Origin of the sequence: Streptomyces sp. NPDC020780 (assembly GCF_044334475.1) — a bacterium.
Classification (GTDB): domain Bacteria; phylum Actinomycetota; class Actinomycetes; order Streptomycetales; family Streptomycetaceae; genus Streptomyces.
Genome location: NZ_JBIRTB010000004.1, coordinates 403,719 through 428,409, shown reverse-complemented (window position 1 = coordinate 428,409; position 24,691 = coordinate 403,719). Strand labels below are relative to the sequence as shown.

General features: G+C 71.9%; 21 protein-coding genes. 12 read left to right on the top strand and 9 right to left on the bottom strand.

Annotation, left to right across the window (positions count from 1 at the left end):
• The first annotated feature begins 210 nt into the window (after nucleotides 1-210).
• A complete protein-coding gene (locus tag ACH4VO_RS10635; protein ID WP_360990762.1) occupies nucleotides 211-1,623 on the top strand; it encodes a peptidoglycan DD-metalloendopeptidase family protein in 1,413 nt (470 codons plus the stop codon).
• On the opposite strand, the gene ACH4VO_RS10630 is transcribed toward ACH4VO_RS10635, so the two are convergent.
• The 6 genes from ACH4VO_RS10630 to ACH4VO_RS10605 form a co-directional block, all read right to left on the bottom strand.
• Nucleotides 1,593-2,801, bottom strand: a complete 1,209-nt coding sequence (locus tag ACH4VO_RS10630) for a DMT family transporter (RefSeq protein ID WP_360990764.1) — start codon at nucleotides 2,799-2,801, stop codon at nucleotides 1,593-1,595. The genes ACH4VO_RS10635 and ACH4VO_RS10630 overlap by 31 nt on opposite strands.
• 614 nt (nucleotides 2,802-3,415) lie before the next feature.
• Complete coding sequence (locus ACH4VO_RS10625; protein WP_360990767.1) at nucleotides 3,416-3,871, bottom strand: ATP-binding protein; 456 nt, start codon at nucleotides 3,869-3,871, stop codon at nucleotides 3,416-3,418.
• Nucleotides 3,872-3,969: 98 nt separating this feature from the next.
• Complete coding sequence (locus ACH4VO_RS10620) at nucleotides 3,970-4,413, bottom strand: response regulator (RefSeq protein ID WP_360990770.1); 444 nt, start codon at nucleotides 4,411-4,413, stop codon at nucleotides 3,970-3,972.
• Nucleotides 4,410-6,047, bottom strand: coding sequence for a CHASE3 domain-containing protein (locus tag ACH4VO_RS10615; protein ID WP_398440923.1), 1,638 nt, complete (start codon nucleotides 6,045-6,047; stop codon nucleotides 4,410-4,412). The genes ACH4VO_RS10620 and ACH4VO_RS10615 overlap by 4 nt, the downstream gene beginning before the upstream one ends.
• Nucleotides 6,048-6,082: 35 nt before the next feature.
• Nucleotides 6,083-7,255 carry a fused response regulator/phosphatase gene (locus tag ACH4VO_RS10610; protein ID WP_360990773.1) on the bottom strand — a complete coding sequence of 391 codons (1,173 nt, stop codon included), beginning with the start codon at nucleotides 7,253-7,255 and terminating at the stop codon, nucleotides 6,083-6,085.
• Nucleotides 7,256-7,458: 203 nt separating this feature from the next.
• Nucleotides 7,459-8,355 (bottom strand): RNA polymerase sigma factor SigF, encoded by an 897-nt coding sequence (locus tag ACH4VO_RS10605; RefSeq protein WP_360990776.1) that lies wholly within the window; start codon nucleotides 8,353-8,355, stop codon nucleotides 7,459-7,461.
• Between the two features lie 246 nt (nucleotides 8,356-8,601).
• Between ACH4VO_RS10605 and ACH4VO_RS10600 the strand changes: the two genes are divergently transcribed.
• The 3 genes from ACH4VO_RS10600 to ACH4VO_RS10590 all read left to right on the top strand — a co-directional run bounded on the left by ACH4VO_RS10600 (nucleotide 8,602) and on the right by ACH4VO_RS10590 (nucleotide 12,277).
• Nucleotides 8,602-10,053, top strand: a complete 1,452-nt coding sequence (locus ACH4VO_RS10600; protein WP_360990779.1) for an MFS transporter — start codon at nucleotides 8,602-8,604, stop codon at nucleotides 10,051-10,053.
• Between the two features lie 171 nt (nucleotides 10,054-10,224).
• Nucleotides 10,225-11,712 (top strand): SDR family NAD(P)-dependent oxidoreductase, encoded by a 1,488-nt coding sequence (locus ACH4VO_RS10595; protein WP_360990781.1) that lies wholly within the window; start codon nucleotides 10,225-10,227, stop codon nucleotides 11,710-11,712.
• Between the two features lie 391 nt (nucleotides 11,713-12,103).
• Nucleotides 12,104-12,277 carry a hypothetical protein gene (locus ACH4VO_RS10590; RefSeq protein WP_360991034.1) on the top strand — a complete coding sequence of 58 codons (174 nt, stop codon included), beginning with the start codon at nucleotides 12,104-12,106 and terminating at the stop codon, nucleotides 12,275-12,277.
• A gap of 105 nt (nucleotides 12,278-12,382) precedes the next feature.
• Here the strand turns inward: ACH4VO_RS10590 and ACH4VO_RS10585 are convergent, their stop codons facing one another.
• The 3 genes from ACH4VO_RS10585 to ACH4VO_RS10575 are packed head-to-tail and all read right to left on the bottom strand — an operon-like array spanning nucleotide 12,383 to nucleotide 15,191.
• Nucleotides 12,383-13,819 (bottom strand): lipase maturation factor family protein, encoded by a 1,437-nt coding sequence (locus ACH4VO_RS10585; protein WP_360990784.1) that lies wholly within the window; start codon nucleotides 13,817-13,819, stop codon nucleotides 12,383-12,385.
• Entirely contained in the window at nucleotides 13,819-14,358 is a 540-nt protein-coding gene (locus ACH4VO_RS10580) for a DUF1990 domain-containing protein (protein ID WP_360990787.1), read from the bottom strand. The genes ACH4VO_RS10585 and ACH4VO_RS10580 overlap by 1 nt, the downstream gene beginning before the upstream one ends.
• Nucleotides 14,355-15,191, bottom strand: a complete 837-nt coding sequence (locus tag ACH4VO_RS10575; protein ID WP_360990789.1) for a YndJ family protein — start codon at nucleotides 15,189-15,191, stop codon at nucleotides 14,355-14,357. Before ACH4VO_RS10575 ends, ACH4VO_RS10580 begins: the two co-directional genes overlap by 4 nt.
• A 158-nt stretch (nucleotides 15,192-15,349) precedes the next feature.
• On the opposite strand from ACH4VO_RS10575, the gene ACH4VO_RS10570 reads away from it, so the two are divergent.
• From ACH4VO_RS10570 to ACH4VO_RS10535, 8 genes are all read left to right on the top strand, one after another.
• The gene (locus ACH4VO_RS10570) at nucleotides 15,350-17,416 is read left to right on the top strand and encodes a SpoIIE family protein phosphatase (protein WP_360990791.1); all 2,067 of its coding nucleotides are present in this window, start codon (nucleotides 15,350-15,352) and stop codon (nucleotides 17,414-17,416) included.
• A gap of 167 nt (nucleotides 17,417-17,583) precedes the next feature.
• Nucleotides 17,584-18,939 (top strand): wax ester/triacylglycerol synthase family O-acyltransferase, encoded by a 1,356-nt coding sequence (locus ACH4VO_RS10565; RefSeq protein ID WP_360990794.1) that lies wholly within the window; start codon nucleotides 17,584-17,586, stop codon nucleotides 18,937-18,939.
• Between the two features lie 140 nt (nucleotides 18,940-19,079).
• The gene (locus ACH4VO_RS10560; protein WP_360990797.1) at nucleotides 19,080-20,096 is read left to right on the top strand and encodes an aldo/keto reductase; all 1,017 of its coding nucleotides are present in this window, start codon (nucleotides 19,080-19,082) and stop codon (nucleotides 20,094-20,096) included.
• Nucleotides 20,093-20,956, top strand: a complete 864-nt coding sequence (locus tag ACH4VO_RS10555; protein ID WP_360990800.1) for an amidohydrolase family protein — start codon at nucleotides 20,093-20,095, stop codon at nucleotides 20,954-20,956. Before ACH4VO_RS10560 ends, ACH4VO_RS10555 begins: the two co-directional genes overlap by 4 nt.
• 58 nt (nucleotides 20,957-21,014) lie before the next feature.
• A complete protein-coding gene (locus tag ACH4VO_RS10550; protein ID WP_360990803.1) occupies nucleotides 21,015-21,875 on the top strand; it encodes a DNA-formamidopyrimidine glycosylase family protein in 861 nt (286 codons plus the stop codon).
• Between the two features lie 136 nt (nucleotides 21,876-22,011).
• Nucleotides 22,012-22,764, top strand: a complete 753-nt coding sequence (locus tag ACH4VO_RS10545; RefSeq protein WP_360990805.1) for a LytTR family DNA-binding domain-containing protein — start codon at nucleotides 22,012-22,014, stop codon at nucleotides 22,762-22,764.
• Nucleotides 22,765-22,827: 63 nt separating this feature from the next.
• Nucleotides 22,828-23,190: a hypothetical protein gene (locus ACH4VO_RS10540; RefSeq protein ID WP_360990808.1), complete on the top strand. Its 363-nt coding sequence runs from the start codon at nucleotides 22,828-22,830 to the stop codon at nucleotides 23,188-23,190.
• A complete protein-coding gene (locus ACH4VO_RS10535) occupies nucleotides 23,187-24,677 on the top strand; it encodes a cation acetate symporter (protein WP_360990810.1) in 1,491 nt (496 codons plus the stop codon). The genes ACH4VO_RS10540 and ACH4VO_RS10535 overlap by 4 nt, the downstream gene beginning before the upstream one ends.
• The last annotated feature ends 14 nt before the right edge of the window (nucleotides 24,678-24,691 follow it).

The window sequence follows — 24,691 nt, the reverse complement described above, 5'->3', positions numbered from 1 at the left end:
TGGACGAAAGCAGGCCGCGCGTGCGAGCGGAGCCGGGCGGGCCGCGTGCGCCCGGCGCGAGCGGGGCGCGGATCGAGCGCGCGAGAGGCGCGCGAGGAGCGCCGGACGCACCCGCAGTGCGGGATCGGGGCGGCCCACTTGTCACATCCCTTTGCCTCCCCATAAGTTGACGCCTGCGACGTGTCCTAGAGCCAGTGGGGGAGCCAAGTCATGGCCGCGAACGGACGGCACCGCAGATATCAGCCCAGCCTGATCAACCGTGCCTCGCTCACGGTGACGGCGGGCGGCGCGGGTCTCGCGCTCCCGCTCCTCGCGGCCGCCCCGGCGGGCGCCGCCTCAGCCGACGTGTGGGAGAAGGTCGCCGCCTGCGAGTCGACCGGTAACTGGCACATCAACACGGGTAACGGCCACTACGGCGGCCTGCAGTTCACCGGCTCGACCTGGGCCGCCTACGGGGGCACCGCCTTCGCCGCCCGCGCCGATCTGGCGACCCAGGAGCAGCAGATCGCCGTCGCCGAGAAAGTGCTGGACGGGCAGGGGCCGGGGGCGTGGCCCACGTGTTCGGTGCGGGCGGGCCTGACCCGCGGAGGTGACGCGCCGGACCTCGCTCCGCAGTCACAGCGCAGTACGCCGGCCGGCGAGGCGAAGGCCCAAGGGGCGAGGGACAGGGCCGCCGCGGACAGAGTCGCCGAGGCCGGGGCCGCGTCCGCGCCTTCGGAGGCCACGCGGGGCCGTACCGGTCAGGCGGCCGCGCCGGCGAAGTCCGTACCCGGCGAGCGGGACGCGTACACCGTGGAGCGCGGCGACTCCCTGTCCGGCATCGCGTCCGCCGAGCGGGTACAGGGCGGCTGGCAGCGCCTGTACGCCGCGAACCGCTCCGTGGTCGGCACGGACCCCGACCTCATCCTCCCGGGGCAGCGTCTCAGCCTCGACGTCGCCAAGGCGCCGAGCACGGCAACAGGAGCCCCGAAGCGGAAAGAGGCCTCCGGGCCCGCCGCGCGGCCCGAGACCAAGCCGGCGCACCAGACGGAGCGCACGCGCGAAACCGCCCCGGAGCGCACCGCGAGGCCCGCTCCCGAGCGCACGCGCGAAGCATCCCGGGAGCGCACGCGCGAAGCCGCCCCGGAGCATACCGCGAGGCCCGCTCCCGAGCGCACCGCGAAGCCCGTCCCGAAGCAGGCCTCGAAGCCCTCGGCCAAGCCCAAGGAAGCCAGACAGCACTCGGGCTACACCGCACCCGTACAGGCGAGCACCGGCACCCCGTACCACCAGGCGGGTTCCTGGTCGAGTGGCTACCACACGGGCGTCGACTTCCCCGTCCCCACCGGCACCTCGGTGAGGGCCGTGGCTTCCGGGACGGTCGTCTCGGCCGGCTGGGCGGGGGCGTACGGCTACGAGATCGTCATTCGGCACAGCGACGGCAAGTACAGCCAGTACGCGCACCTCTCCGCGCTCAACGTGCGCGAAGGCCAGCAGGTGAGCAGCGGTCGGCGGATCGCGCGCTCGGGCTCCACGGGAAACAGCACCGGCCCGCACCTGCACTTCGAGATCCGGACCGGCCCCGGATACGGCTCCGACATCGACCCCCTGACCTACCTGAGGGCCGGCGGCGTCAATGTCTGAACGGCCCCGCCGGTTTCGGTGACCCCGCCGTTGTCGGTGCTCCGGTCACCTAAGTCGCCCCGGCGCCCCGATCCCGTGGTGGAAGGCCTCTCGCCGAACTCCACCCGCCCACCACCGTGCCCCCGCGTCAGGGGCAGGGACACTCCCGTCGGCGCGGGAAACGGCGCCGGCTTCTCCGTCTTCCGTCGGGACGGCGGCTGTTTCCCGGGTTCGGGCAGCGCCCTCGCGGCCGGACCACCGGCCGTGCTGTCCACGGTCCGCACCAGGGTTGCCGCCCCCGGGGAGCGCGTCTCCGCGTCCGTGTCGGCGGGGACGCGCCTCTCCGAGCCGGCCTGCTCCGCCGCGCGGCGCTCGGCCCCCACCCGCTCCGTGGTCAGCAGGACCAGCCCGGCCGCCGCCAGCGCACCGCAGGCCGACGCGAGCAGGGTCCCCGTCACGCCGTAGCGGAACTGCTCCCCGAACAGGGTGATACCCACCCCCGCGGCCACCACCGGATTCACCACGGTGACGGTCGCCAGCGGAGCCGTCAGCCCCGCTCCGCGGTAGGCGGCCTGGGAGAGCAGCAGGCCGGCAGCGGCCAGGGCCGCGATCACCAGCAGGGTCGGCAGACCCGAAGTCACCGAACCGGACGTCCACTCGACCGCCACCGTCTTGGTGAACACCGAGGCGATACCGAACGCGATGCCCGCGCCGGTGGCCAGCACCACGCTGCGCAGCATCGGACGGTGCAGGCTCCGCGCGAGCACCAGCACGACGGCGACCGCACCGGCCGTCGCGGTCGCCAGCATCAGCTGCTCGGGACCCGCCAGTGTGCGCGAGCCCGGGTTCCCCGTGAGAGCCAGCAGCCCGGCCAGTCCGACCGTCGCCATGACCGCGCCGCGCCAGGCCGTCCGGCCCGCCCTGCGGCGGACGAACAGCGCCGCCATCGGCAACGCGAACACGATTGTCAGTGCGCCCAGCGGCTGGACGAGGCTGAGCGGACCGTAGGCCAGAGCGACGACGTGCAGCAGTGCGCCCCCACCGTTCAGCGCGACCGCCCCCCACCAGACGGCGTTGCGCAGCGGTGCGTACGGACGGCCGTCGCCGGCCGCGGCCACGCGCTCCTGGACGATCGCCCCGGCCGCGTAGGCGACCGCGGAGACCAGTGACAGGAGCACGGAGAGCGCGAGAGAACTCATGTAGACCACGATGTCCTGTCGAGGCCGCCGAGTCGTCGTCCCTGAGACGGCGATCCGGCGTACTGCTCCGGTAGTACGTACGTCACTCCCGGGTCCTCCTACCGACGGTAGTCCCGCATCCGCCGGACGTCAGAAGATGCGGTGCCCCGGCGTACGGGGAGCCGCCGGACGACTGCTCCCCGTGACCCGCGGACCGGCCGGACGGGGCCTTGCGTGCAGGTCATGCACCGGCACGCCGGGCCCCGGCCGTTCTGTCACGCCGGGCCCGGCGACCCGTACACGGCCCCGGAGGATCGGCCACCCTCCGGTACGCGCCCTGCCGGCGCGATGCCCGGGCAGAGGGCCGCCGTTCCGGGCCACGACGCCGGCGGCCGGCGGTTCCGCGAGCGGGCGTGATACCACCACCGGATCCTCGACGCCTGGACCGGCTCCCCACTGATCCCGCGACGACCGTGGGCGAGGGACGGGCCGACGACCGTACCCCTCCTGGGACGCCGACACCTGCCACCCGCAGCACCCGCCCGGCCTCATCGCCCCGTACGCCTGCCGGGAACGCGGCGGCGCCCGCCGTCGGACCAGATGTCCGGGGACGGGCGCAGGGGGCACGCGTGCGTTCAGGTACTGAGCTGGAACTCCGCCCGGATGCGCTTGCCGACGGGCACCCGTTCGGCCGTGACCCGGTCGCAGAGCGCGACCACGATCTCCATGCCGTGGCCACCGAGGCGGTCCGGGTCGGGTGAGTAGAGGACGGGCAGGGCCGTGCTGCTGTCGTACACCGTGACGCTGATGCGCTCGGCGTTGCCCTCCAGCTCGAGCATGTACGGTCCGTGGCTGTACCGGTCGGCGTTGGTGATCAGTTCGCTGACCGCCAGCATCAGATCGCTGCGGGTGTGCTCGCCGAGCACCGCCAGCCACTCCGCCGCCAGCCGCACCAGAAAGCGGTCGGCCAGCGCGCGTGCCTGTGCGATGCATCCGGGCTCGCCGTCGAACACCTCGGCGGTGAGCAGAACATCCGTGGACGCCAGCCCCCGGCAGGGGTCGTCCGGCCGTGAGGTGGCCTGATCGTTCATGTGCTCCAGCCAAGGCGCCGCAGGGTGGTCGTACCGACCTTTTCTCGCCGATCGTCTACCCGCGTCGAAAGATCCCACTCCAGGAGACCTGGATGATTTTACGCACGCCCGGGCAGCCGGACCACGCTGACGAAGAAGTCGTCGATCTGGCGCACCGCCCCGATGAACTGCTCCAGGTCCACGGGCTTGGTGACATAGGCGTTGGCGTGCAGTTTGTAGCTGCGCAGGATGTCCTCCTCCGCGGAGGACGTGGTGAGGACCACCACCGGGATGAGGGCCAGTTCCGGGTCCGTCTTGATGCGTTCCAGCACCTGCCGGCCGTCGTACTTGGGCAGGTTGAGGTCGAGCAGGACGAGATCGGGGCGCGGTGCGTCGGCGTACTCGCCCCGGCGGTAGAGGAAGTCCAGCGCCTCCTGCCCGTCGCGGACGACGTGCAGGGTGTTGCGGATCTTGTTGTCCTCGAACGCCTCACGGGTCATCAGCTCGTCGCCGGGGTCGTCCTCGACGAGCAGGACCTCGATGGGTTTGACCGGGTCGTTCACGCGGGCTCTCCGGAACTGGAGTTGAGCACGGCGGGCGCGAGCAGCTCGGCCGTGGTGTGGGTGGGTGCCTCGGGGAGTACGGGCAGGGTGAAGTGGATCAGCGTACCCTCGGCGGGTTCCGGGTCCAGCCAGATCCGGCCACCGTGGAACTCGATGATCTTACGGCAGAGGGAGAGCCCGATGCCCGTACCCTCGTACTCGTCCCGGGCGTGCAGGCGCTGGAAGATGACGAAGACCTTGTCGGAGAACTCCGGCGCGATCCCGATGCCGTTGTCCGCGACCGTCAGATGCCAGTCGTCGCCCTCCCGGACGCAGCCGACGGTGATCCTGCACGGCACGTCGGGTCGGCGGAACTTGACCGCGTTCCCGATGAGGTTCTGCCAGATCATGGTCAGCGATGTCGAGTCGCCGAGCAGCTCCGGCAGCGGGTCCTCGCGGACGACGGTGGCGCCGGCCTCCTCGACGGCCAGGGTGAGATTGGACAGTGCCCGGTCGAGCGAGCGTTCCAGATCGACCGGCTTCCAGCTCTCGTGGACCCGCCCCACCCGGGAGAAGGTCAGCAGGTCATTGATGAGTACCTGCATCCGCTTGGCGCCGTCGACCGCGAAGTCGATGTACTGCTTCCCGCGTTCGTCGAGCTCCGTGCCGTACCGCTTCTCCAGCAGCTGGCAGAAGGAAGCCACCTTGCGCAACGGCTCCTGGAGGTCGTGCGAGGCCACGTACGCGAACTGCTCCAGCTCCGCGTTGGAGCGCCGTAGCTCCCCGGTCTGTTCGGCCAGCAGCGTCTCCCGCTCCTGGGACTCCGCGAGCTCCGCGACGAGCCGACGGCGCATGTCCTCCACCGCCGAGGCCACCGCTCTGACGTCCGAGGGGCCGTGGACCTCGATCCTGCGGTCGAACGCGCCCGAGCGCACCCCGCTCGATGCCGTGGCCAGCCGGCTCAGCGGCCGGCCCACCACGCGGTGCAGCAGCAGACTGAGCGAGACGACCGTCAGCACGAAACCGATCAGGAGCGCGACGAGCACCCGGTCGCGGGTGGTACGGGCGTCGTCGAGCTCGGCACGGACCTGGTCGCGTGCGGTGCTCAGGTCCTGCTGCTGGACGGTGTAGAGCGCGCGCAGCGTGTCGAACTCCGCCTTGCTCCGCCGGACGGGGAGAGACGCCTCACCGGCCGGTCCGCCCTCACGCCCCGCGGCGATCAGCGGCTCCGCCCACCGGGTGCGCCACTGCCGGGAGGCCTCCTCGATCCGGTCCAGGTCCCCGGCGAACGGCTGCTCGTCCCCGACCAGCGCGCGCACACGGGCCAGGTGCAGCCGCTCGGCCCGCATCCCGGCCTCGTAGGGTTCCAGGAACGAGGTGTCACCGGTGAGGGCGAAACCGCGCACGCCGGTCTCCTGGTCGAGCAGCGCGTTCTGCAACTGGAACGACGACGAGCGGGCGGGCTGGATCCGGTCCACCAACTCCGTGGTCCGGTCGGAGATGCGGGAGAGGACCAGCCCGCCGACGACGAGGCACCCGCAGACCACCAGGACGAAGCCCGCCAGGATCAGGTGGACCCAGTTCTGCACCGACAGCCGGGCGAACACGCCCGGCCGGCCGGCGGAGCCGTCGACGGCCCCCTCGGGCCCTGCCACGACCGGGTCCGGCCGCGCCGCGGCCTCGGTGGCGCTCACGAGTCCGCCCGCCAGCCGAGGTGGAGGACGGCGACGTCGTCGGCCAGTCCTCCGTACGGGGCGGCGCTCTCCGTGGCACCCGCGACCAGCGCGTCCACGAAGGCGCGGGGTCCCAGATCGGCGTACCTCTCGGCCATCGCCAACAGTCCCTCTTCGCCGAGCCGCTCCTGCGGGCCCGTACGGCCTTCGAACAGGCCGTCCGTGAACAGGACGAGTTCACTGCCCGGAGGCAGCTCCAGCTGCGTGAGCGTCCAGCGTCCGACACCCGGCATCAGGCCCAGGGCCATGCCCACGTCGGGCTCCACCCAGCTGACGTCCGTGCCGCGCCGAAGAAGCAGCCCGGGGTGCCCGGCCCGCGCGATGTTGACCCGGTCCCTGCTCGCCGGGAAGACGAGGGTGGTCACCGTGGCGAAGACGTGGGGGTCCGACCGCTCGGCCGCGAGTATCCCCTCCAGGAGGCGGATCTTCTCCAGCTGGGAGACCCCGGTCAGTACGGCCGTGCGCCAGGCCACCCGCAGACAGACGCCCAGGGCGGCCTCGGCCGCACCGTGCCCGGACACGTCGCCGATCACGGCGTGCACCACACCGTCGTCCGTCTGCACGACGTCGTAGAAGTCACCGCTCAGCAGCCCGTGCGCCCGGCCGGCCTCGTAGCGTGCGGCGACCTGGAAACTGTCGTCCTGCAGCAGCGGGATGGGCAGCAGCGCTCGCTCCAGGCGCGCGTTCTCCTGAGCTATGAGCTGGCTGGCCCGGATCGCGGCGGCCGACCGTTCGGCGTGCTTGCGCTGCAGTGCGTAGCGCACCGCGCGGCCCAGCGCCTCAGGGTCGAGCCGGCCCTTGACGAGGTAGTCCTGTGCGCCGTGCGCGACCGCCGACAGACCGGTCTCGGACTCGGCGAGGCCCGTCAGGACGACGATGGCTGCGTCCGGGGCGGACTCGACCAGCTGACGTACCGCGTCGAGGCCGTGCACATCGGGCAGGTGGAGGTCGAGCAGCACACAGACCGGGGTGGGGCAGGTCTGCAGGAACCGCCGCGCCTCCGCCAGCGTCTTGCACCACGTGAGCGCGGACTCCAGCTCGCTGTCGCTGAGCATCTCCTCGACGAGCAGGGCGTCGCCCGCGTCGTCCTCGACCAGGAGCAGGGAAGCGTCGACGTCCCAGAAGGACATGTCGCCAGCGGCTTGCTGTTCCGGAATCCCCACGGGCTCCAGAAGCCGCGCAGAAGCGCCCGGCGGCAATTCGACCACGCTCCACACTCCCTCGGACGGACGACGCGTGCCACCCCGCGCCGTAACGCCGTGAAGCATATGTGACCGAGGCCCGGCGCTCCGCCGGGCCTCGGTCGATCTGTTCTGGGACAAGGTGTGCAAGCTCAGGCTTCGACGCACATGCCTGCGCGCAGACGCTGCACGATCCTGCTGAGCAGCCGCGACACGTGCATCTGAGACACACCGAGCTCCGCGCCGATCTGGGCCTGCGTCATCTCCTGGCCGAAGCGCATGCGGACGATCTTCCGCTCGCGGTCGTCCAGCTGGCGCAGCAGCGGAGCCAGGGCGTGCAGGTTCTCCACACTCTCCATGCCGGGGTCCTCCTCACCCAGCACGTCGGCGTACGCCCGCTGGTCGCCGCCGGAGTCGCTGTCGGCGCTCGGGGTGTCCAACGAGCCCGCGGAGTATCCGTTGGCCGCGACCAGGCCCTCGATGATCTCCTCCTCGGGGAGATCCAGATGCGCGGCGAGCTCCGCGACCGTGGGGTCGCGGTCGAGCTCGGACGACAGCTGCTCCTTGGCCTTCGCGAGCTCGACCCGCAGCTCCTGCAGCCGGCGGGGGACGTGCACGGACCAGGTCGTGTCGCGGAAGAACCGCTTGATCTCACCGACGATGTACGGCACGGCGAATGTGGCGAATTCCACCTCTCGCGAGAGGTCGAACCGGTCGATGGCCTTGATCAGGCCGATCGTTCCCACCTGGATGATGTCCTCGGCGTCGTCACCGCCGCGGTTGCGGAAACGCGAGGCGGCGAACCGCACCAGCGAGAGGTTCATCTCGATCAGGGTGTTGCGCGCGTACTGGTACTCGTGGGTTCCCTCTTCGAGGACCTGCAGCCGGTCGAAGAACAGCTTCGACAGGGCGCGGGCGTCCTGCGGGGCAACCTTGCCCGCGTCCTCGATCCACGGAAGCGCGGCCTCGTCCGAACCGGTACCCACCTCGTCGCACTGCGCAGCCGCGGTGCCGATCGTTTCGGTGGTTCGCACTGACATGGCCGTCATGGTGTCGCCCTCCCTGAATCCGGTGTACGCACCGGCACCTGCCCGTCCTTTCGGAAGTCATGCCTCCTCATCGCGGAACTTCTTCTTCTGTGTTGCCCGGACCGACTGCTTTTCCCCGGGCCGACCCCTTCGACAGAGTGCTTTCGTAGCTTTCGTGGGCATTTGTCCACCCTATTTCACGGTCGGTGTGTGAGGAGCGCCTCATTCCGGGCACGTGTGGGGTTCCCGGGAACGGAAGGAGAGGACATGAGCGACAGCGGCGCGGCGGGACTGCACACCGTCACCACCCGGATCCCCGCGCGACTTGACCGGCTGCCCTGGTCCCGATGGCACTGGATGATCGTCATCGGACTCGGCACCGTCTGGATCCTGGACGGCCTCGAAGTCACCGTCGTGGGCAACATCGCCAGCAGGCTCTCCGAGGACGGCAGCGGACTCGCCATCAGTGACGCCCAGGTGACCGGCATCGCGGCCGCGCTGTACGTCGCCGGGGCCTGCTCCGGCGCGCTGGTCTTCGGCTGGCTGACCGACCGCTTCGGGCGCAAGAAACTCTTCCTCATCACCCTCGCCGTCTACCTGGCGGCTACCGCCCTCACCGCGATCTCCTTCTCGGCCTGGTGGTTCTTCCTCTTCCGCTTCCTCACCGGCTTCGGCATCGGCGGGGAGTACGCGGCGATCAACTCCGCCATCGACGAGCTGATCCCCAGTAAGTACCGGGGCCGGGTCGACCTCGTCATCAACGGCAGCTTCTGGCTCGGAGCCGTGGCGGGCTCCCTCCTCTCCGTGGTCGCCCTGAACACCGGCATCTTCCCCAAGGATCTCGGCTGGCGGCTCACCTTCGCCCTCGGTGTGGTCCTCGGGCTCGTGATCCTGCTGGTGCGCCGCCACGTACCGGAGAGCCCACGCTGGATGGTCATCCACGGCCGGGACCGGGTAGCGGAGGAACTCGTCGACGGGGTGGAGCGTGAGGTGGAGTCGGAGACGGGCGGGAGCCTGCCTCCGGCCGGGTCCTCCATCACCGTCCGGCAGCGCAAGAGCATCGGCTTCGGGCTCATCGCCCGTACCGTCTTCCGCTCCTATCCCAAGCGGGCGGTCCTCGGGCTCGCGCTCTTCATCGGGCAGGCCTTCCTCTACAACGCCATCACCTTCGGCTTCGGCTCGATCCTCGTGAAGTTCTTCGACGTCCCCAGCGGCGCCACCGGCTACTACTTCGCCGTCATCGCGTTCTGCAACTTCCTGGGACCGCTCCTCCTCGGCCGCCTCTTCGACACCGTCGGACGCAGGCCGATGATCGCGGGGACGTACATCCTCTCCGGCCTGCTGCTCTTCGGTACCGCGGGGCTGTTCGGTGCCGGGGCTCTGACCGCCGTCACGATGACGGGCTGCTGGTGCCTGGTCCTCTTCGTCGCCTCGGCCGGCGCCAGCTCCGCCTACCTGACCGTGAGTGAGATCTTCCCCATGGAGACCCGGGCGATGGCCATCGCCTTCTTCTACGCGGTGGGCACCGCGGCGGGAGGGATCACCGGCCCCCTGGTCTTCGCGGACCTGACGCAGAGCGGAGTGGTCGGCGACACCGTCCTGGCGTTCTGCGTCGGGGCGGGCCTCATGGTGGCCGCCGGACTGGTCGCCCTCTTCTTCGCGGTGGCAGCCGAGCAGAAATCCCTGGAGGAGATCGCCACCCCGCTGTCGGCGACCTGACGGCGCGGCGCGGAGCGAGGCGGGCCCGGCGGCCGAACGGAGCAGCTCCGGAGTCGTGGCAGACTTGACCGGGGCACTCGGCCCATGGCGCGCCGGCCCTCGCCGGCTCCCGGCCGGACCTCCTCCCCACGCCCGGCGGCGGCGCGAGTGACGAGTGACAGAGGAACGGCAATGACGGTGACACAGGACAGCCCTGAGCGCGCTCCCGGAATCGACGAGTTCGGTCCCGGAATCGACCCGGAGCGGCTTGCCGTCTGCCTCAGTGTGCTCGACGAACTGGACACCATCGAGGTCGACCACCCGGACGCCATCGCCGTGCGCCGGGCCACCGCGGGCATCTACCGCACGGTGAAGCAGCGCCGCCGACAGGAGCGCCGCGCCGCGAAGACCGCCCACGACAAGGCGGTCACCGAGGCGACCGCGACCGGCTCCGCCGAGCGCATCGACGACGAGACCCAGGGTGTGCTGCCCTCGTCCTCGGCCACCGCCGAGATCGCGGGCGTACTCCAGCGCCCCAGGTCCTGCTACATCTGCAAGACCCGGTACGTAGAGGTCGACGCCTTCTACCACCAGCTCTGCCAGCCGTGCGCCCAGGAGAACCGCGCCCGCCGCGACGCCCGCACCGACCTCACCGGGCGCAGGGCGCTGCTCACCGGCGGCCGGGCCAAGATCGGCATGTACATCGCGCTGCGGCTGCTCCGCGACGGAGCTCACACGACGATCACCACCCGCTTCCCCAACGACGCCATCCGCCGTTTCAAGGCGATGCCGGACAGCGACGAGTGGATCCACCGGCTGAAGATCGTCGGGATCGACCTGCGCGACCCCGCCCAGGTGGTGGCGCTGGCCGACTCGGTCGCCGCCGAGGGGCCGCTGGACATCCTGATCAACAACGCCGCCCAGACGGTCCGCCGCTCCGCGCAGGCCTACAGCGAGCTGCTGAACGCCGAATCCGCCCCGCTGCCCGCGGGTGCGCTGCCGGCCGCCGAGGTCATCGGGACGTTCGGCAGCGGCACCGTTGACCGGGTCGCCGCCCTGCCGGCCGCCCGCAAGGAGGGTCAGGGGCTCAGCGCCCAGGAGGTCACCGACCTGGCGCTGGTCACGGGTTCCGCCTCACCGGCCCGCATCGCCGCCGGCACGGCGATCGACGCGGGCGGACTGGTGCCGGACCTGCACGACACGAACAGCTGGATCCAGACCGTCGAGGAGGTCGAGCCGATCGAGCTCCTCGAGGTCCAGCTCTGCAACTCCACGGCCCCCTTCATCCTGATCAGCCGGCTCCGCCCGGCGATGGCGCGGGCTGCCGAGCGCGCCTATGTCGTGAACGTCTCCGCCATGGAGGGTGTGTTCAGCCGCGGGTACAAGGGCGCGGGCCACCCGCACACCAACATGGCCAAGGCCGCGCTGAACATGCTGACCCGCACCAGCGCCCAGGAGATGTTCGAGAAGGACCGCATCCTCATGACGGCCGTCGACACCGGCTGGATCACGGACGAGCGCCCTCACCCGGACAAGATCCGCCTCGCCGAGGAGGGTTTCCACGCCCCGCTCGACCTCGTCGACGGCGCCGCCCGCGTCTACGACCCGATCGTGCGCGGTGAAGCGGGCGAGGAACTGTACGGCTGCTTCCTCAAGGACTACGCGCCTGCCGGCTGGTGACCTCCGGCCGCCGGCCGTGGCGGCGGCCCGTCCCCACGGGCCGGCGCCACGGCCGTGGGATCCGGTGATCCGGGGCCGCCGGGATCCGGGGGGCAGGTGATCAAGCGGTGGCACGTGAGCCCATTGGCTGAAAGTGACCCAGGCCACACGTTCTGTCGAGCAGGATGCCGCTCATTTGGTTACTCTGAAGTGAACGGACGCCACCAAGGGATCCACGAAACTTCCTCGGCCGTCCTGGGACAGGTCTGTAAGCAGGCCGCCGTCCCGCCCCGTACCGGCGCCACCGCGACCGAACTGTTTCTGCCCCTGCCCCGTAAGGGTGGGCGATACACGGTTCTCACCGCCGCAGCGTCGCCAAGCCCCGGGGTTACGCGACACAAAGGAGTCCGCGGTGACACCTGAGATGACACAGAGCGAGCAGCGCCCGGCCGAACTGACCGTGGAGCGGGCCCGCAGACCCGAGAAGCTCCGCAACATCGAGGTGTGGGCACGGTCGGCGCCGATCAGGCTCGCCGGCTACGAGGACGATCTGGCCGAGCCGCACATCCTGCCCGGCATCGACTGACCGTTCCCGCCCCGAGGCGCCAGACCGAGTTCCGGCCCCGCATCGGCGGGGGCCGGAGCCGTCGTCCTGCTTGAGGGCCGAGCCGTGGTCACGCCCGCGGTGTCGTCAGGGCGGCCCCGGCCGCCGGAGCGGGGCCGGCAGGGACGCGGGCCGCATGAAGTCCCGCACATAGGTCCGGTTCCACCAACGTCCGGTGGCCCGCATCTCCCGCAGGTCCGTGAACGTGTAGTGGAAGACCCTGGCCCGGACATGGACCGGCGGGGCGTCCGGGAACGGGTTGTGGCGCAGCAGCCGCAGGGTGTCCCGGTCGCCCCGGAGCAGCCGTTCGGTGAAGGGCCCGAACCAGGAGCGGGCGTACGCGGGGGAGAGCGCCGCGAACCACATCATCCAGTCGAGCCGCAGGTGGTACGGGGCGAACTGGCGGGGCAGCCTGCGTGGATCTCCGGGTTTACCGCGGAAGCCGTACTCGCGCCACCGGGTGCCCGCGTGGACGACCGGTTCGTCGGTGCCCTCGACCACGACCTCCAGGCGCACCCGGCTGACGCTCCCGAACGCTCCGTAGGTGTTGACCAGGTGCAGCGGATCGAACGACCGGTTCATCACCTGCCGGCGGGAGAGGAGGTTGCGGGCGGGCCGGTAGCTCAGGACCAGGACGAGGACGGTCACCCCGACGACCACCACCTCGTACCAGACCGGCGGGGCGGCCCCCGTGGGCGCGGGGCCGGCCAGAGGGGACCAGTCGATCACCGAGAGGGCGATGACGATGGTCAGCCAGTTCAGCCAGGCGAAGTTCCCCGACAGCACCAGCCAGAGCTGGGTGACCACCATCAGCCCCGCCGCCGCGCTCGCCAGCGGTTGCGGGGTGAACAGCAGGAAGGGCACCGCGAGCTGGGTCACGTGATTCGCGGCCACCTCGACCCGGTGCGCCGGTTTCGGCAGCCGGTGGAAGAACCAGCTGAGCGGTCCCGGCATCGGCTGGGTCTCGTGGTGGAAATCGAGGCAGGTGAGCCGCCGCCAGCACGCGTCCCCGCGGATCTTGATGAGCCCGGCGCCGAACTCCAGCCGGAAGAGCAGCCACCGCAGGAGCCACAGCACCAGGACCGGGGCGGCCGTCTTCCCGTTGCCGAGGAAGACCGCGAGGAAGCCGGTCTCCAGGAGCAGGGACTCCCAGCCGAAGCCGTACCAGACCTGGCCCACCTGGACGATCGAGAGGTACAGCACCCACGGCACCGCCCACAGCGCCATCGCCCCCCAGAGCGGCAGGTAGCCGTCGAGGCCGGCGACGAGGGCGACCGAGACGGCCGCGCCCGTCCAGGCCACCCCGGCGAAGAAGCGGTCGGAGTAGTGCAGACGGAACAGGCCGGGAGCCGCCTGCCAGGGTGTGCGGCTCAGCAGCTCGGGCACGGGCAGCATGCCCCGGGCGCCGATCAGGGCCCGGAACTGCAGGGCCGCGGAGAGGAACGCGACCAGATAGATGACGGCGAGCGAGCGCTGGAAGACCAGCCTGCTCAGCCAGTAGCCGTCCGCGGTGAACCAGTCCATCACCGACCAGTATCAGCCCGGCCCGTCGCCTGCGCCGCCGACACGGCCCCGCGCAGCACCCTGCCGAGCCGGCGGGCGTACCAGCGCTGGACCAGCGGCACCACGGGACCGGCCAGGCGCGTGTACCAGGCGTGGGGGCGGGAGAACGCCATGACCGTGAACCACACCGTCCCGTCGTCCGCGAGATCCACGACGAAGCTCTCCTCGCCGCACTCGGGATGCCGCGCCCGGGTGCCGTAGGCGAAGCCGGTGCGGTTGTGCTCGTACGCGGTCCAGACGACTTCGCAGGCGGCGGTGAAGCGCAGCGGACCGACGCCGATCGACACCTCGACCGTGCCGCCGGCCGAGGCCCGCTCGGCCGACGCGTTCACCCGCGCCCCGGCGGCGCGGTGCATGCGCCACTCGGTGACGGCGGCGCCCGCGGTCTCGAAGGCCGCCCGGCCGCGGCCGACCGCGGTCCGGTGGTGCAGGTGGTGGTAGCCCTCGGGCAGCGGCCCAAGACGGGTCGCGCCGACTTCCGGGTAGGTCAGGTTGCTCATGCGGTCCTGCTTTCCGAGGGGGCGGGGTGGTGGAGGCGGCGCCACGCGAACAGTGAGCAGAGCGCGAAGCCCAGCGCGTTGCCCAGTCCGTGGGTGGCGGCCATCCAGGTCAGGGTGGGGTGCGGAAGTCCGGTGGCTTCGCCGAGTGCCCAGCTCAGCGCCAGCACCATGGTGACCACGAGGACGGCGGCGGAGACAACGAGCAACGCCCGGGTGGCGCGGTCCCGGCCGTCGGCGCGTGCCGTGCGCCAGGTCAGCAGGGCGACCGCCCACATCCCCGCGGTGAGCACGCCGGCGCCCGCCAGTTCGGCCCAGTCCCCGACGAAGTAACCGCCGAGGACCAGCAGGGTGCCCAGCGGCACGCTCAGGGCCGCGAACCGGCCCCCGGCCCCGTCCCCGGCGCGGCAGACGAGACCCGCGACGAGTGCGGCGGCGAAGCCGGCGAAGTGGAAGTGCGGCACGGTCAGCGCGAGGATGCCCAGCTCGAAGCCGAGGAGTTCGTGGCCCGAGCGTTCGGCGACGAGGGCGAGCGCGGCGACCGACGGGGTGGCCAGGGCCGTCAGGAGCGCGATCTCCGCGGGGCGCACGCTGCGGGTCCTCGCCACGCGGAGCGGTGCGTGCGCGGCCAGGAGGACCGTACCCAGGGCGTAACACAGGGCGAGTGCGGTGGCGGCGCCTCCGCGCGGCAGCCAGAGCGAGGCGGCACCCGGCACCGCGAAGTACGGCCACAGGCGCCGTATCCGGTCGAGTGCGGGATCGCCGACGAGCCCGAGGCCCGTCGGTACGACCACCAGCATGCCGAGCATCACGATCAGTCCGACCAGTACGGACACCGTGCCCCCATCCCCACGTCGTCCCGCGTCGGTCCATGACCGTACGGGAAACTGAACGCGTTCAATTGTTGCCGCCCCAAGACTAGAGGCTTACTTGAACGCGTTCAAGGCGGGTCGTTCGGTCGAGGAATGGGGCAAATGGTGGCAGAGTTGCGCACATGGATGATCGGGTAGCGGGTGCCCTGTCGCTGCCGGACGACTGGCCCGCCCACCCGGACCTCAGCCTGGCCCTCAACCGCATGGGCAGCTTCGACTGGGATCTGGACAGCGGCCTCCTGCACATGGACCAGCCCGCCCTCGAGGTGTTCGACCTGCGCCCCGACGAGTACGACAACCGCCCCACGTCGCTCGCCCTGCGGGTCCCGGCCGACGAGGCCGTGCGGCTGGACCACATGGTCTCCGAGGCACTCAAGGGCGGTCGCAGCAACTATGGCGCCTACTTCCGCAGGACCCGGAGCGACGGGACCCTGTGCTGGACCCATACCCAGGGCTTCATCCGCCGGGACGGCACCGGCAGGCCCCGTCGCATCATCGGTATCGTCCGCGACGCGACCCAGGAACTCGCCGACTCCACAGCCCGCCGGACCGTGGACCAGGAACGCCGGCGCCGTACCAGCCTGGTCGAGGGCACCACGGCCGCCCTGGCCCACGCGCGCACCGTCCAGGACGTCACCGACGTGCTGAAGAACTCCCAGGGGCTGGCACACCTCGGCGCCACCAGTCTCGTCATGGGCCTCCTGGAGTCCGGGCGCATCCACCTGGTGGCGGACGGCCCCGAGGGGGCCTACGTACCCGGCACCCGGTTCACCCGCACGGACGAGGACTACCCGATGAGCGAGGTGATCCGCACCCTCACGCCCCGCTTCATCGAGTCGGCCGAGGACTTCGCGACCTCGTACCCCATCCTGTGGCCCCACATCAGCCATCTCGGCATCACGGCCGCCGCCTATCTGCCGCTCATCGCCCAGGCCCGTCCGATCGGCGCGCTCGGCCTGCTCTACGGCAACAAGGCGGGCTTCACGGCCGACGAGCGCAACCTCCTGGTGGCGCTCGGCAGTTCTATCGCCCAGAGCCTGCAGCGGGCCATGCTCTACGAGCAGGAACACGATCTCGCCGAAGGCCTCCAGCAGGCGATGCTCCCGCGCCGGATCCCCGAGGTGGCCGGCGCCCAGGTCGCCGTCCGCTACCGCTCGGCGCGACTGGGGCGGGACATCGGCGGCGACTGGTACGACATCATCCCGCTGCCCAACGGCCGCGTCGGGGCCGTCATCGGTGACGTGCAGGGCCACGACACGCACGCCGCAGCCGTCATGGGACAGCTGCGCATCGTGCTGCGCGCCTACGCCGCCGAGGGGCACAATCCCGCCACGGTCATGGCCAGGGCCTCCGTCTTCCTCCATGAACTCGACACCGACCGCTTCGCCACCTGCACCTATGCCGAGGTGGACCCGACCACCGGGGTACTGCAGCTGGTACGGGCCGGGCACGTCGAACCGCTCGTACGGGAGACCGGCGGAAGCTGCCACAAGCTGACCACCGAAGGGGGGCTGCCGCTGGGACTGTCCGCCGAGTTCGGTCAGCTCGAATACCCCGTCAACACCGTGGACCTCGACCCCGGCCAGACCATCGTCCTGTACACCGACGGGCTGGTGGAACTCCCGGGCGAGGACTTCGACGAGGGCATGCGGCTGCTGACGGCGATGGTGAGCGACGGGCCGCACGACCTCCAACGGCTGGCCGACCGGCTCTGCGAGGTCGTCGACGAGCGCGGCGGCGACGACGACGTCGCGGTGCTGCTGCTACGCCGCAGTTCCGCCTACCCGCCCCACCCGGGCGGCCGCCTCCAGCAGCACGTGGCGCAGAACGACCCGGAGGCCCTGACGTCGTCCCGCCACATGATCCGGGCGGCGGTGCGCGCCTGGGGTGCGAAGGACCGCGCGGACGAGGTCGAGCTGGCGGCGGACGAGCTGATCACCAACGCGCTGATCCACACCGACGGCGGCGCGATCGTCACCATCCGGATGCTCACCGGCGCCGGGCGGCGCCTGCGGGTCGACGTCGAGGACCGGTCCAGTGCCCTGCCGCGCCGCAGGGACGCGGGCGAGTCCGGCGTCTCGGGCCGGGGCCTCATGCTCGTCGACCTCCTGGCCGACATCTGGGGAGTGGAGTCACGCGGCAACGGCAAGTGCGTGTGGTGCGAGTTCGTCATCCAGGACCACGTCTGAGCGGGCCGCGGGCCCGCCGTGCCGCATGCGGCCGGGGGAGGCCGACAGGGTCCTCGCTTGCGCGCCTGAGATTTTAACAGTACGTAACATGTCCATGCTTGTCCGTAACCGACCATCAGGGATTGACTGCGATCCCGCAGTTCTCCTGTTGATGACGCGAGGCCCCATTGAGTACCGAGCTACTGGCACCCCTTGATCTGGCTTTCTGGCACCTCGAATCCGACACCCACCCGATGCACCTCGGTGCGCTCGCGGTCTTCTCCCCGGTGCCCTCGGTCGCCCCGCAGGACCTGCTGGACCTGCTCGGCGCCCGCGCCGCCGCCATTCCGCGCCTGCGGATGCGGGTGCGCGACGTGCTGCTGCCGGTGGGCGGCGCGGCCTGGTTCGCCGACAAGGACTTCGACGTGCACCAGCACGTCAAGCGGGTGGTGCTCGACGGCGGCGACTTCATGACCGAGGCCACCCGGCTCGCCGGTGAACTCATGGAGCAGCCCCTCGGACGGGGCCGGCCGCCGTGGCAGATGTATCTGCTCGACAGTTCCGGGGACGGGCCGTTCGCGGTGCTCGTCAAACTCCACCACGCCCTCGCGGACGGGATGCGGGCCGTCGCCATCGGTGCCGGCATCTTCGACCAGATCGCCTCGGCGGGTGCAGGCCGCCCGGCGCGGCGCCGGGCACCGCTACCCCCGCGCCCCTGGCCACCCGGCCCGTACGAGGTGGCGGGCATGGCGCTGGACCGGATCGGGGACGTCGGCCGGGCGCTCGGCGTGGGCGCCTCCGTCGTCCGGGCCAGCCGCCTCGACCTGCGCGGTACGACCGCCCTGACCGCGAGCTCCAGCGGCACCCGGCGCCTGGCCACCGCGGACCTCGACGCCGGAACGGTTCAGCGGATCCGGCGGGCCGAGGGCGGCACCGGCAACGACGTGCTGCTCGCGGTGGTCGCCGGAGCGCTGCGCCGCTGGATGCTCGAACGGGGCGAGCGGCTCCCCGGTGCAGACCCTCGCGCGCTGGTCCCCGTCTCCCGGCGCAGACCGGGCGGCGCGACCACCGGCAACCGGCTCTCCGCCTACCTGCTCGGCCTCCCGGTGGGCGAGCCCGACGCCCGGGAGCGGCTGCGGCGGGTACGCACGGCCATGGACCGCAACAAAGCCGCGGGCCCGATGCGCGGCGCGGGCGCCGTCGCCGTACTGGCCGACCAGCTGCCCGCGCTGGCCCACCGGTTCGGCGCGCCGCTGGCCGGGAACGCGGCCCGGATGCTCTTCGACATCCTGGTCACCAGCGTGCCCCTGCCACGCTCGGCGCTCTCGCTCGGCGGCTGCCCGCTGCGGGCCGTCTACCCGATGGCGCCGCTCGCCCGGGGGCAGGCGCTGGCGATCGCCCTGTCCTCGTACGGCGGGCAGGTGCAGGTCGGTCTCGTGGCCGACGGCAAGGCCCTGCCGGATCTCGGCCGGTTGGCGGCCGCGGTCCACGACGAGCTGCGTGCCCTTGGCGCACTCGTCCCCTCGGTGCCCGCTCCGGCCTGAGGGCGTTCCGCCGGCAGAGGTCGGACTGATCGCCGCACGTTTCCCTGACACCGCCCTGCCGACGGGCTTGACGGCCCGGAGTGATCCGATGAATATTCTGTCCCGACGATGAACGACCACCTGGCGAGGGCGGCACTGGCATGGAGCGCAACAGGCTCGGGCGCAGCGCGGTGGAGATCACCGAGCTGTCCTTCGGCGCGTCGGCCATAGGCAACCTCTTCACCCGGGTCTCACCCGGGCAGGCCGCCGCCGCCGTAGACGCGGCGTGGGAGGAGGGCGTTCGCCACTTCGACACGGCCCCGCACTACGGGACCGGGTTGTCCGAACGCCGCCTGGGCGAGGCCCTGCGCGCCCACTCCAGGGACACCTACACGGTGTCGACGAAGGCCGGCCGGCTGCTCGAGCCGCTGACGGCCGCCGAGGCGGCGGCGTCCGGCGGGCTCTCGGAAGGGTTCGACGTACCCCACACCCACCGCCGCCGCTGGGATTTCAGCGGGGACGGCATCCGCCGGAGCATCGAGGAGAGCCTCGAACGGCTCGGCCTCGACCGCGTCGACGTCGTGTACCTCCACGACCCCGACGACCACGAGGAATCCGCCTTCCGGGAGGGTTACCCGGCGCTGGAGAAGCTCCGCGCCGAAGGCACGGTCGGCGCCATCGGCGCCGGCATGAACCGGACCGCGATGCTCACCCGCTTCGTGCGCGACACCGATGTCGACGTCGTCCTCTGCGCCGGCCGCTTCACGCTCCTGGACGGGAGCGCCCTGGACACCCTGCTGCCCGAGGCCGCCACGCGGGGGCGCAGCGTCGTCGTCGGAGGCGTCTTCAACTCCGGGCTGCTCGCCGACCCGCGGCCCGGAGCGACGTACGACTACGCCGCGGCCCCCGACTCCCTGCTCGACCGGGCCCTGCGCGTCAAGGCCGTGACGGAGAGGCACGGCGTCCCGCTCCGGGCCGCCGCGCTCCACTATCCGCTGCGCCACCCGGCCGTCGCGGGTGTCCTGGTCGGCCTCCGCTCCGCCGACGAGGTGCGCGACGCCGCCACCCTGCTCCGCACGCCCGTGCCCGAGGCGCTCTGGGACGACCTGCGCGCCGAGGGGCTGCTGGACGAACGGTCCCTCCCGGCGGCGGACGACCGCCCGGGAGCCGGCACATGACGGAGCCCCTGCCGGTCGTCGACGCCCACCACCACGTCTGGGACCTCGCCGTACGCGACCAGGACTGGATCAGGGGCGCACAACTCGCCCCCATCCGCCGTACCTTCACCCTCGCCGACCTGGAACCCGAGGCCCGCGCCGCCGGTGTGGGAGCCACCGTTCTCGTGCAGACCGTCACCGTCCCCGAGGAGACCCCCGAGCTCCTCGCCCTCGCCGCGGCCCACGACCTCGTCGCCGGCGTCGTCGGCTGGACCGATCTCACCGCTGCGGACATCGCCGACACCCTCGCCGGCCTGCGGGCCCTGCCCGGCGGCGACCGGCTCGCCGGTATCCGCCACCAGGTCCAGAGCGAACCGGACCCCGAGTGGCTGCTGCGGCCCGACGTCCTGCGCGGTCTCCGGGCCGTCGCGGCCGCCGGCCTCGCCTACGACCTGGTCGTCCGCCCGCCCCAACTTCCCGCCGCTGCCCGTGCCGCGGCGCTCGTGCCAGGGCTCACGTTCGTACTCGACCACGCGGGCAAACCGCCGGTGGCCCGGCAGCGCACGCAGCCGTGGGCCGCCGGACTGCGGGCCCTGGCCGCACTGCCCAACACCGTCTGCAAACTCTCCGGCCTGGTCACCGAGGCCGACCCGCGCTCCTGGACCGTCGACGACCTGCGCCCGTATGCCGACACCGTGATCGACGCCTTCGGCCCCGGACGGCTGATGTTTGGGTCCGACTGGCCGGTGTGCCTGCTCGCCGCTCCGTACGCAGGTGTCCTGGAGGCGGCGCGGGCGCTCACCGGCCGCCTCGGCGAGGAGGAACTGCGGTCCGTCTTCGCGGGCACCGCCCGCCGTGTCTACGGCCTGGGGACGACCTGACCTCGCGCAGTACGCCGTCCGGCAGGCATCCGGCGGGCCGCTGCGGCAGGCTGGTGTCATGCCCGAACTGCCGGAAGTCGAAGCCCTGCGGGACTTCCTCGACGACCACCTCGTCGGCAAGGAGATCGCCCGCGTCCTGCCCCTCGCGATCAGCGTCCTCAAGACGTACGACCCGCCGCTCACCGCCCTGGAGGGCGCGACCGTCACCTCCGTGGCCCGCCACGGCAAGTTCCTGGACATCGGGGCCGGAGACCTCCACCTGCTCGTCCACCTGGCCCGGGCCGGCTGGCTGCAGTGGAAGGACGGCTTCCCCGCGACCCCGCCACGGCCGGGCAAGGGCCCTCTCGCCCTGCGTACGGTCCTCGCGGGCGGCGACGGCTTCGACCTGACCGAGCGGGGTACCACCAAGCGCCTCGCCGTGCACCTGGTGCGCGACCCGGCCGAGGTGCCCGGCGTCGCGCGCCTCGGGCCCGACCCCCTGGCCGACTCGTTCGACCGGGAGGCATTCGCCCGGCTGCTCGGCGGGGTGAACCGGCAGATCAAGGGTGCCCTGCGGGACCAGTCGCTGATCGCGGGCATCGGCAACGCCTACAGCGACGAGATCCTGCACGTCGCGAAGATGTCGCCCTTCAAGCTGACCACCCGTCTCGGCGACGACGACATCGCCCACCTGTACACGGCCCTGCGCACCACACTCCAGGACGCCGTGGAACGCTCCCGGGGTATCGCGGCCGGACAGCTCAAGGCCGAGAAGAAGAGCGGCATGCGCGTCCACGGCCGCGCCGGACAGCCCTGCCCCGTCTGCGGCGACACCGTCCTGGAGGTCTCGTTCAGCGACTCCTCCCTGCAGTACTGCCCCACGTGCCAGACCGGCGGCAAGCCCCTCGCCGACCGCCGTCTCTCCCGCCTGCTCAAGTAGCCGACCGGGTCCTCGCCGCCGGCCGGCGGTGGCTCCGGCGCCCTGGCGGGATCCTGAGAGGGCATGCCCCGGGTACGCGGCGGCCCCGTGGACCACCGAGGCCACCGTGCTCCGGTAAGCCCTAAACTCCGGCCTCATGCTGCGCGTACTGGCCGTCGACGACGAAGAGCCCGCCCTGGAGGAACTCCTCTACCTCCTGCGTGCCGACCCCCGCATCCGGAGCGCGGAAGGGGCCACCGGGGCCACCGAGGCGCTGCGCCGCATCGGTGGCGCCGTCGACGCCGGGCCACAGGATCCTGCGGCCATCGACGTCGTCTTCCTGGACATCCACATGGCCGGCCTCACCGGACTCGACGTGGCGCAGCTCCTGGCCGGGTTCGCCGCGCCGCCGCTCATCGTGTTCGTCACCGCCCACGAGGGCTTCGCCGTACACGCGTTCGACCTCAAGGCCGTGGACTACGTGCTCAAACCCGTCCGCCGCGAGCGCCTGGCCGAAGCCGTACGCCGCGTCGCGGAACAGGTCGGCGAACGCTCCGCGCCCGTCCACGACGCGGCGGCCGACCAGATCGCGGTCGAGCTCGCCGGGGTGATCCGGTTCGTCCCGGTCGAGGACATCGCGTACGCCGAGGCGCAGGGCGACTACGCCCGGCTGCACACCGCCACCGGCAGCCACCTCGTCCGGATTGCGCTCACCACCCTGGAGGAGCGCTGGCGCTCCCGGGGGTTCGTACGCATCCACCGCCGCCACCTCGTCGCGCTGAACCGCATCGACGAGCTACGGCTCGACGCGGGCAGCATGAGCGTCCGCATCGGGGAGGCGCACCTCGCGGTCAGCCGTCGCCACACCCGCGCCCTGCGCGACCTCCTGATGCGGCAGACCGGCCGCTGACCTGCGCCTACCCCGCCGCCGCCCCTTCCCAGGCGGCCCTCGCGCCGCCTACACTCCGAGCCCATGTCCGCAGAGAGCACGCCCCGGCGTGAAGTGGTCACGGGGGAGCCGCGACGGGTGCGTCCGCTGCCCCGCTACCGTGCCCAGTCGGAGATCGACGAGCAGACGGCACTGGGCGGCGCCTACGTGCGCTCGCTGATGCGCAGTCAGCTCCGCGTCGGACTTACCGCCTTCACCGTGCTGGCCCTCGTGGCCGGCACCCTGCCCCTCGTCTTCGAGGCCCTGCACAGCAACGCCGTCGTCTGGGCGGTGCTCGGCTTCGCCACCTATCCGCCGCTCACCCTCACCGCCTTGTGGTACGTACGCCGGGCGGAACGTAACGAGCGCGACTTCGCCAGACTCGTGGAAGGCCGACCCGCACCGTGAGCAGCCCCGCCCACCCGGCACCGGTGGTGGCGGTCGCCCTCGTCGTCCTCGCCACCGTCCTCGTCGGCGGCTTCGGGTTGCGGATCTCCCGCACCACCTCCGACTTCTACGTCGCCTCCCGCACCGTGCGGCCCCGGCTCAACGCCGCGGCGATCAGCGGCGAGTACCTCTCCGCGGCCTCCTTCCTCGGCATCGCGGGCCTCGTCCTCGTGCACGGCCCCGACATGCTCTGGTACCCGGTCGGCTACACCGCCGGATACCTCGTGCTGCTGGTGTTCGTCGCCGCCCCGCTGCGCCGCTCGGGGGCGTACACCCTGCCCGACTTCGCCGAAGGGCGGCTGGAGTCGCGGCAGGTGCGCCGGCTGGTCAGCGTGTTCGTGGTCGGCGCGGGCTGGCTCTATCTCGTCCCGCAGCTCCAGGGCGCCGGGCTCACCCTGAAGATCCTCACCGGAGCGCCGGGGTGGCTCGGCGACGCCCTCGTCGCCTCGGTCGTGGTGCTCGCCGTCGCGGCGGGCGGGATGCGCTCGATCACCTTCGTCCAGGTCTTCCAGTACTGGCTGAAACTCACCGCGCTCCTCGTCCCGGCGATCTTCCTGGTGCTGGCCTGGCGCGGTGACGGACAGCCCCGCGTCAGCTTCGACGACCAGGTGTCCGCCTTCCGCGCCGACCACCCGCTGTACGCGACGTACGGCCTGATCGTGGCCACCTTCCTCGGCACGATGGGCCTGCCCCATGTCGTGGTGCGCTTCTACACGAGCCCCAACGGCCGCGACGCCCGCCGGACGACCGTCGCGGTCCTCGCCCTGGTCGGCACGTTCTACCTGCTGCCGCCGGTGTACGGGGCGCTGGGCAGGCTCTACGCCCCCGAACTCATCCACGGGGGCGACTCCGACGCCGCCGTCCTGCTGCTGCCCGCCCGGGTGATCGGCGGCCTCGGCGGGGACCTGCTCGGCGCGCTCGTCGCGGGCGGCGCGTTCGCCGCGTTCCTGTCCACGGCGTCCGGGCTCACCATGGCCGTCGCCGGAGTGATCACCCAGGACGTCCTGCCCTCGCGAGGCGTACGGCACTTCCGGCTGGCCACCGTCCTCGCCGTCGCCGTGCCGCTGGCAGGTTCGCTGCTGGTCGGCCGGGTGCCGGTGGCCGACGCGGTCGGCATGGCGTTCGCGGTCTCCGCCTCGTCGTTCTGCCCGCTCCTCCTCCTTGGTATCTGGTGGCGGCGGCTCACTCCGCCCGGGGCGATCGCCGGACTGCTGCTGGGTGGCGGCTCCGCGCTGCTGGCCGTGGCGATCACCGTCAGCGGCGCGGTGCGGCCGCCGGGCTGGCCGCACGCCCTGCTGGCCTGGCCCGCCGTCTGGTCCGTACCGGTCGGTTTCCTCGCGATGATCCTGGTCTCGCTGGCCACCCCGGGGCGGATACCGCCGGGCACCAACGCCGCCATGTCCCGCTTCCACCTACCGGAAGCACTGACCTCGGGGAGAGGGCGATGACCGACTTCCCTGCC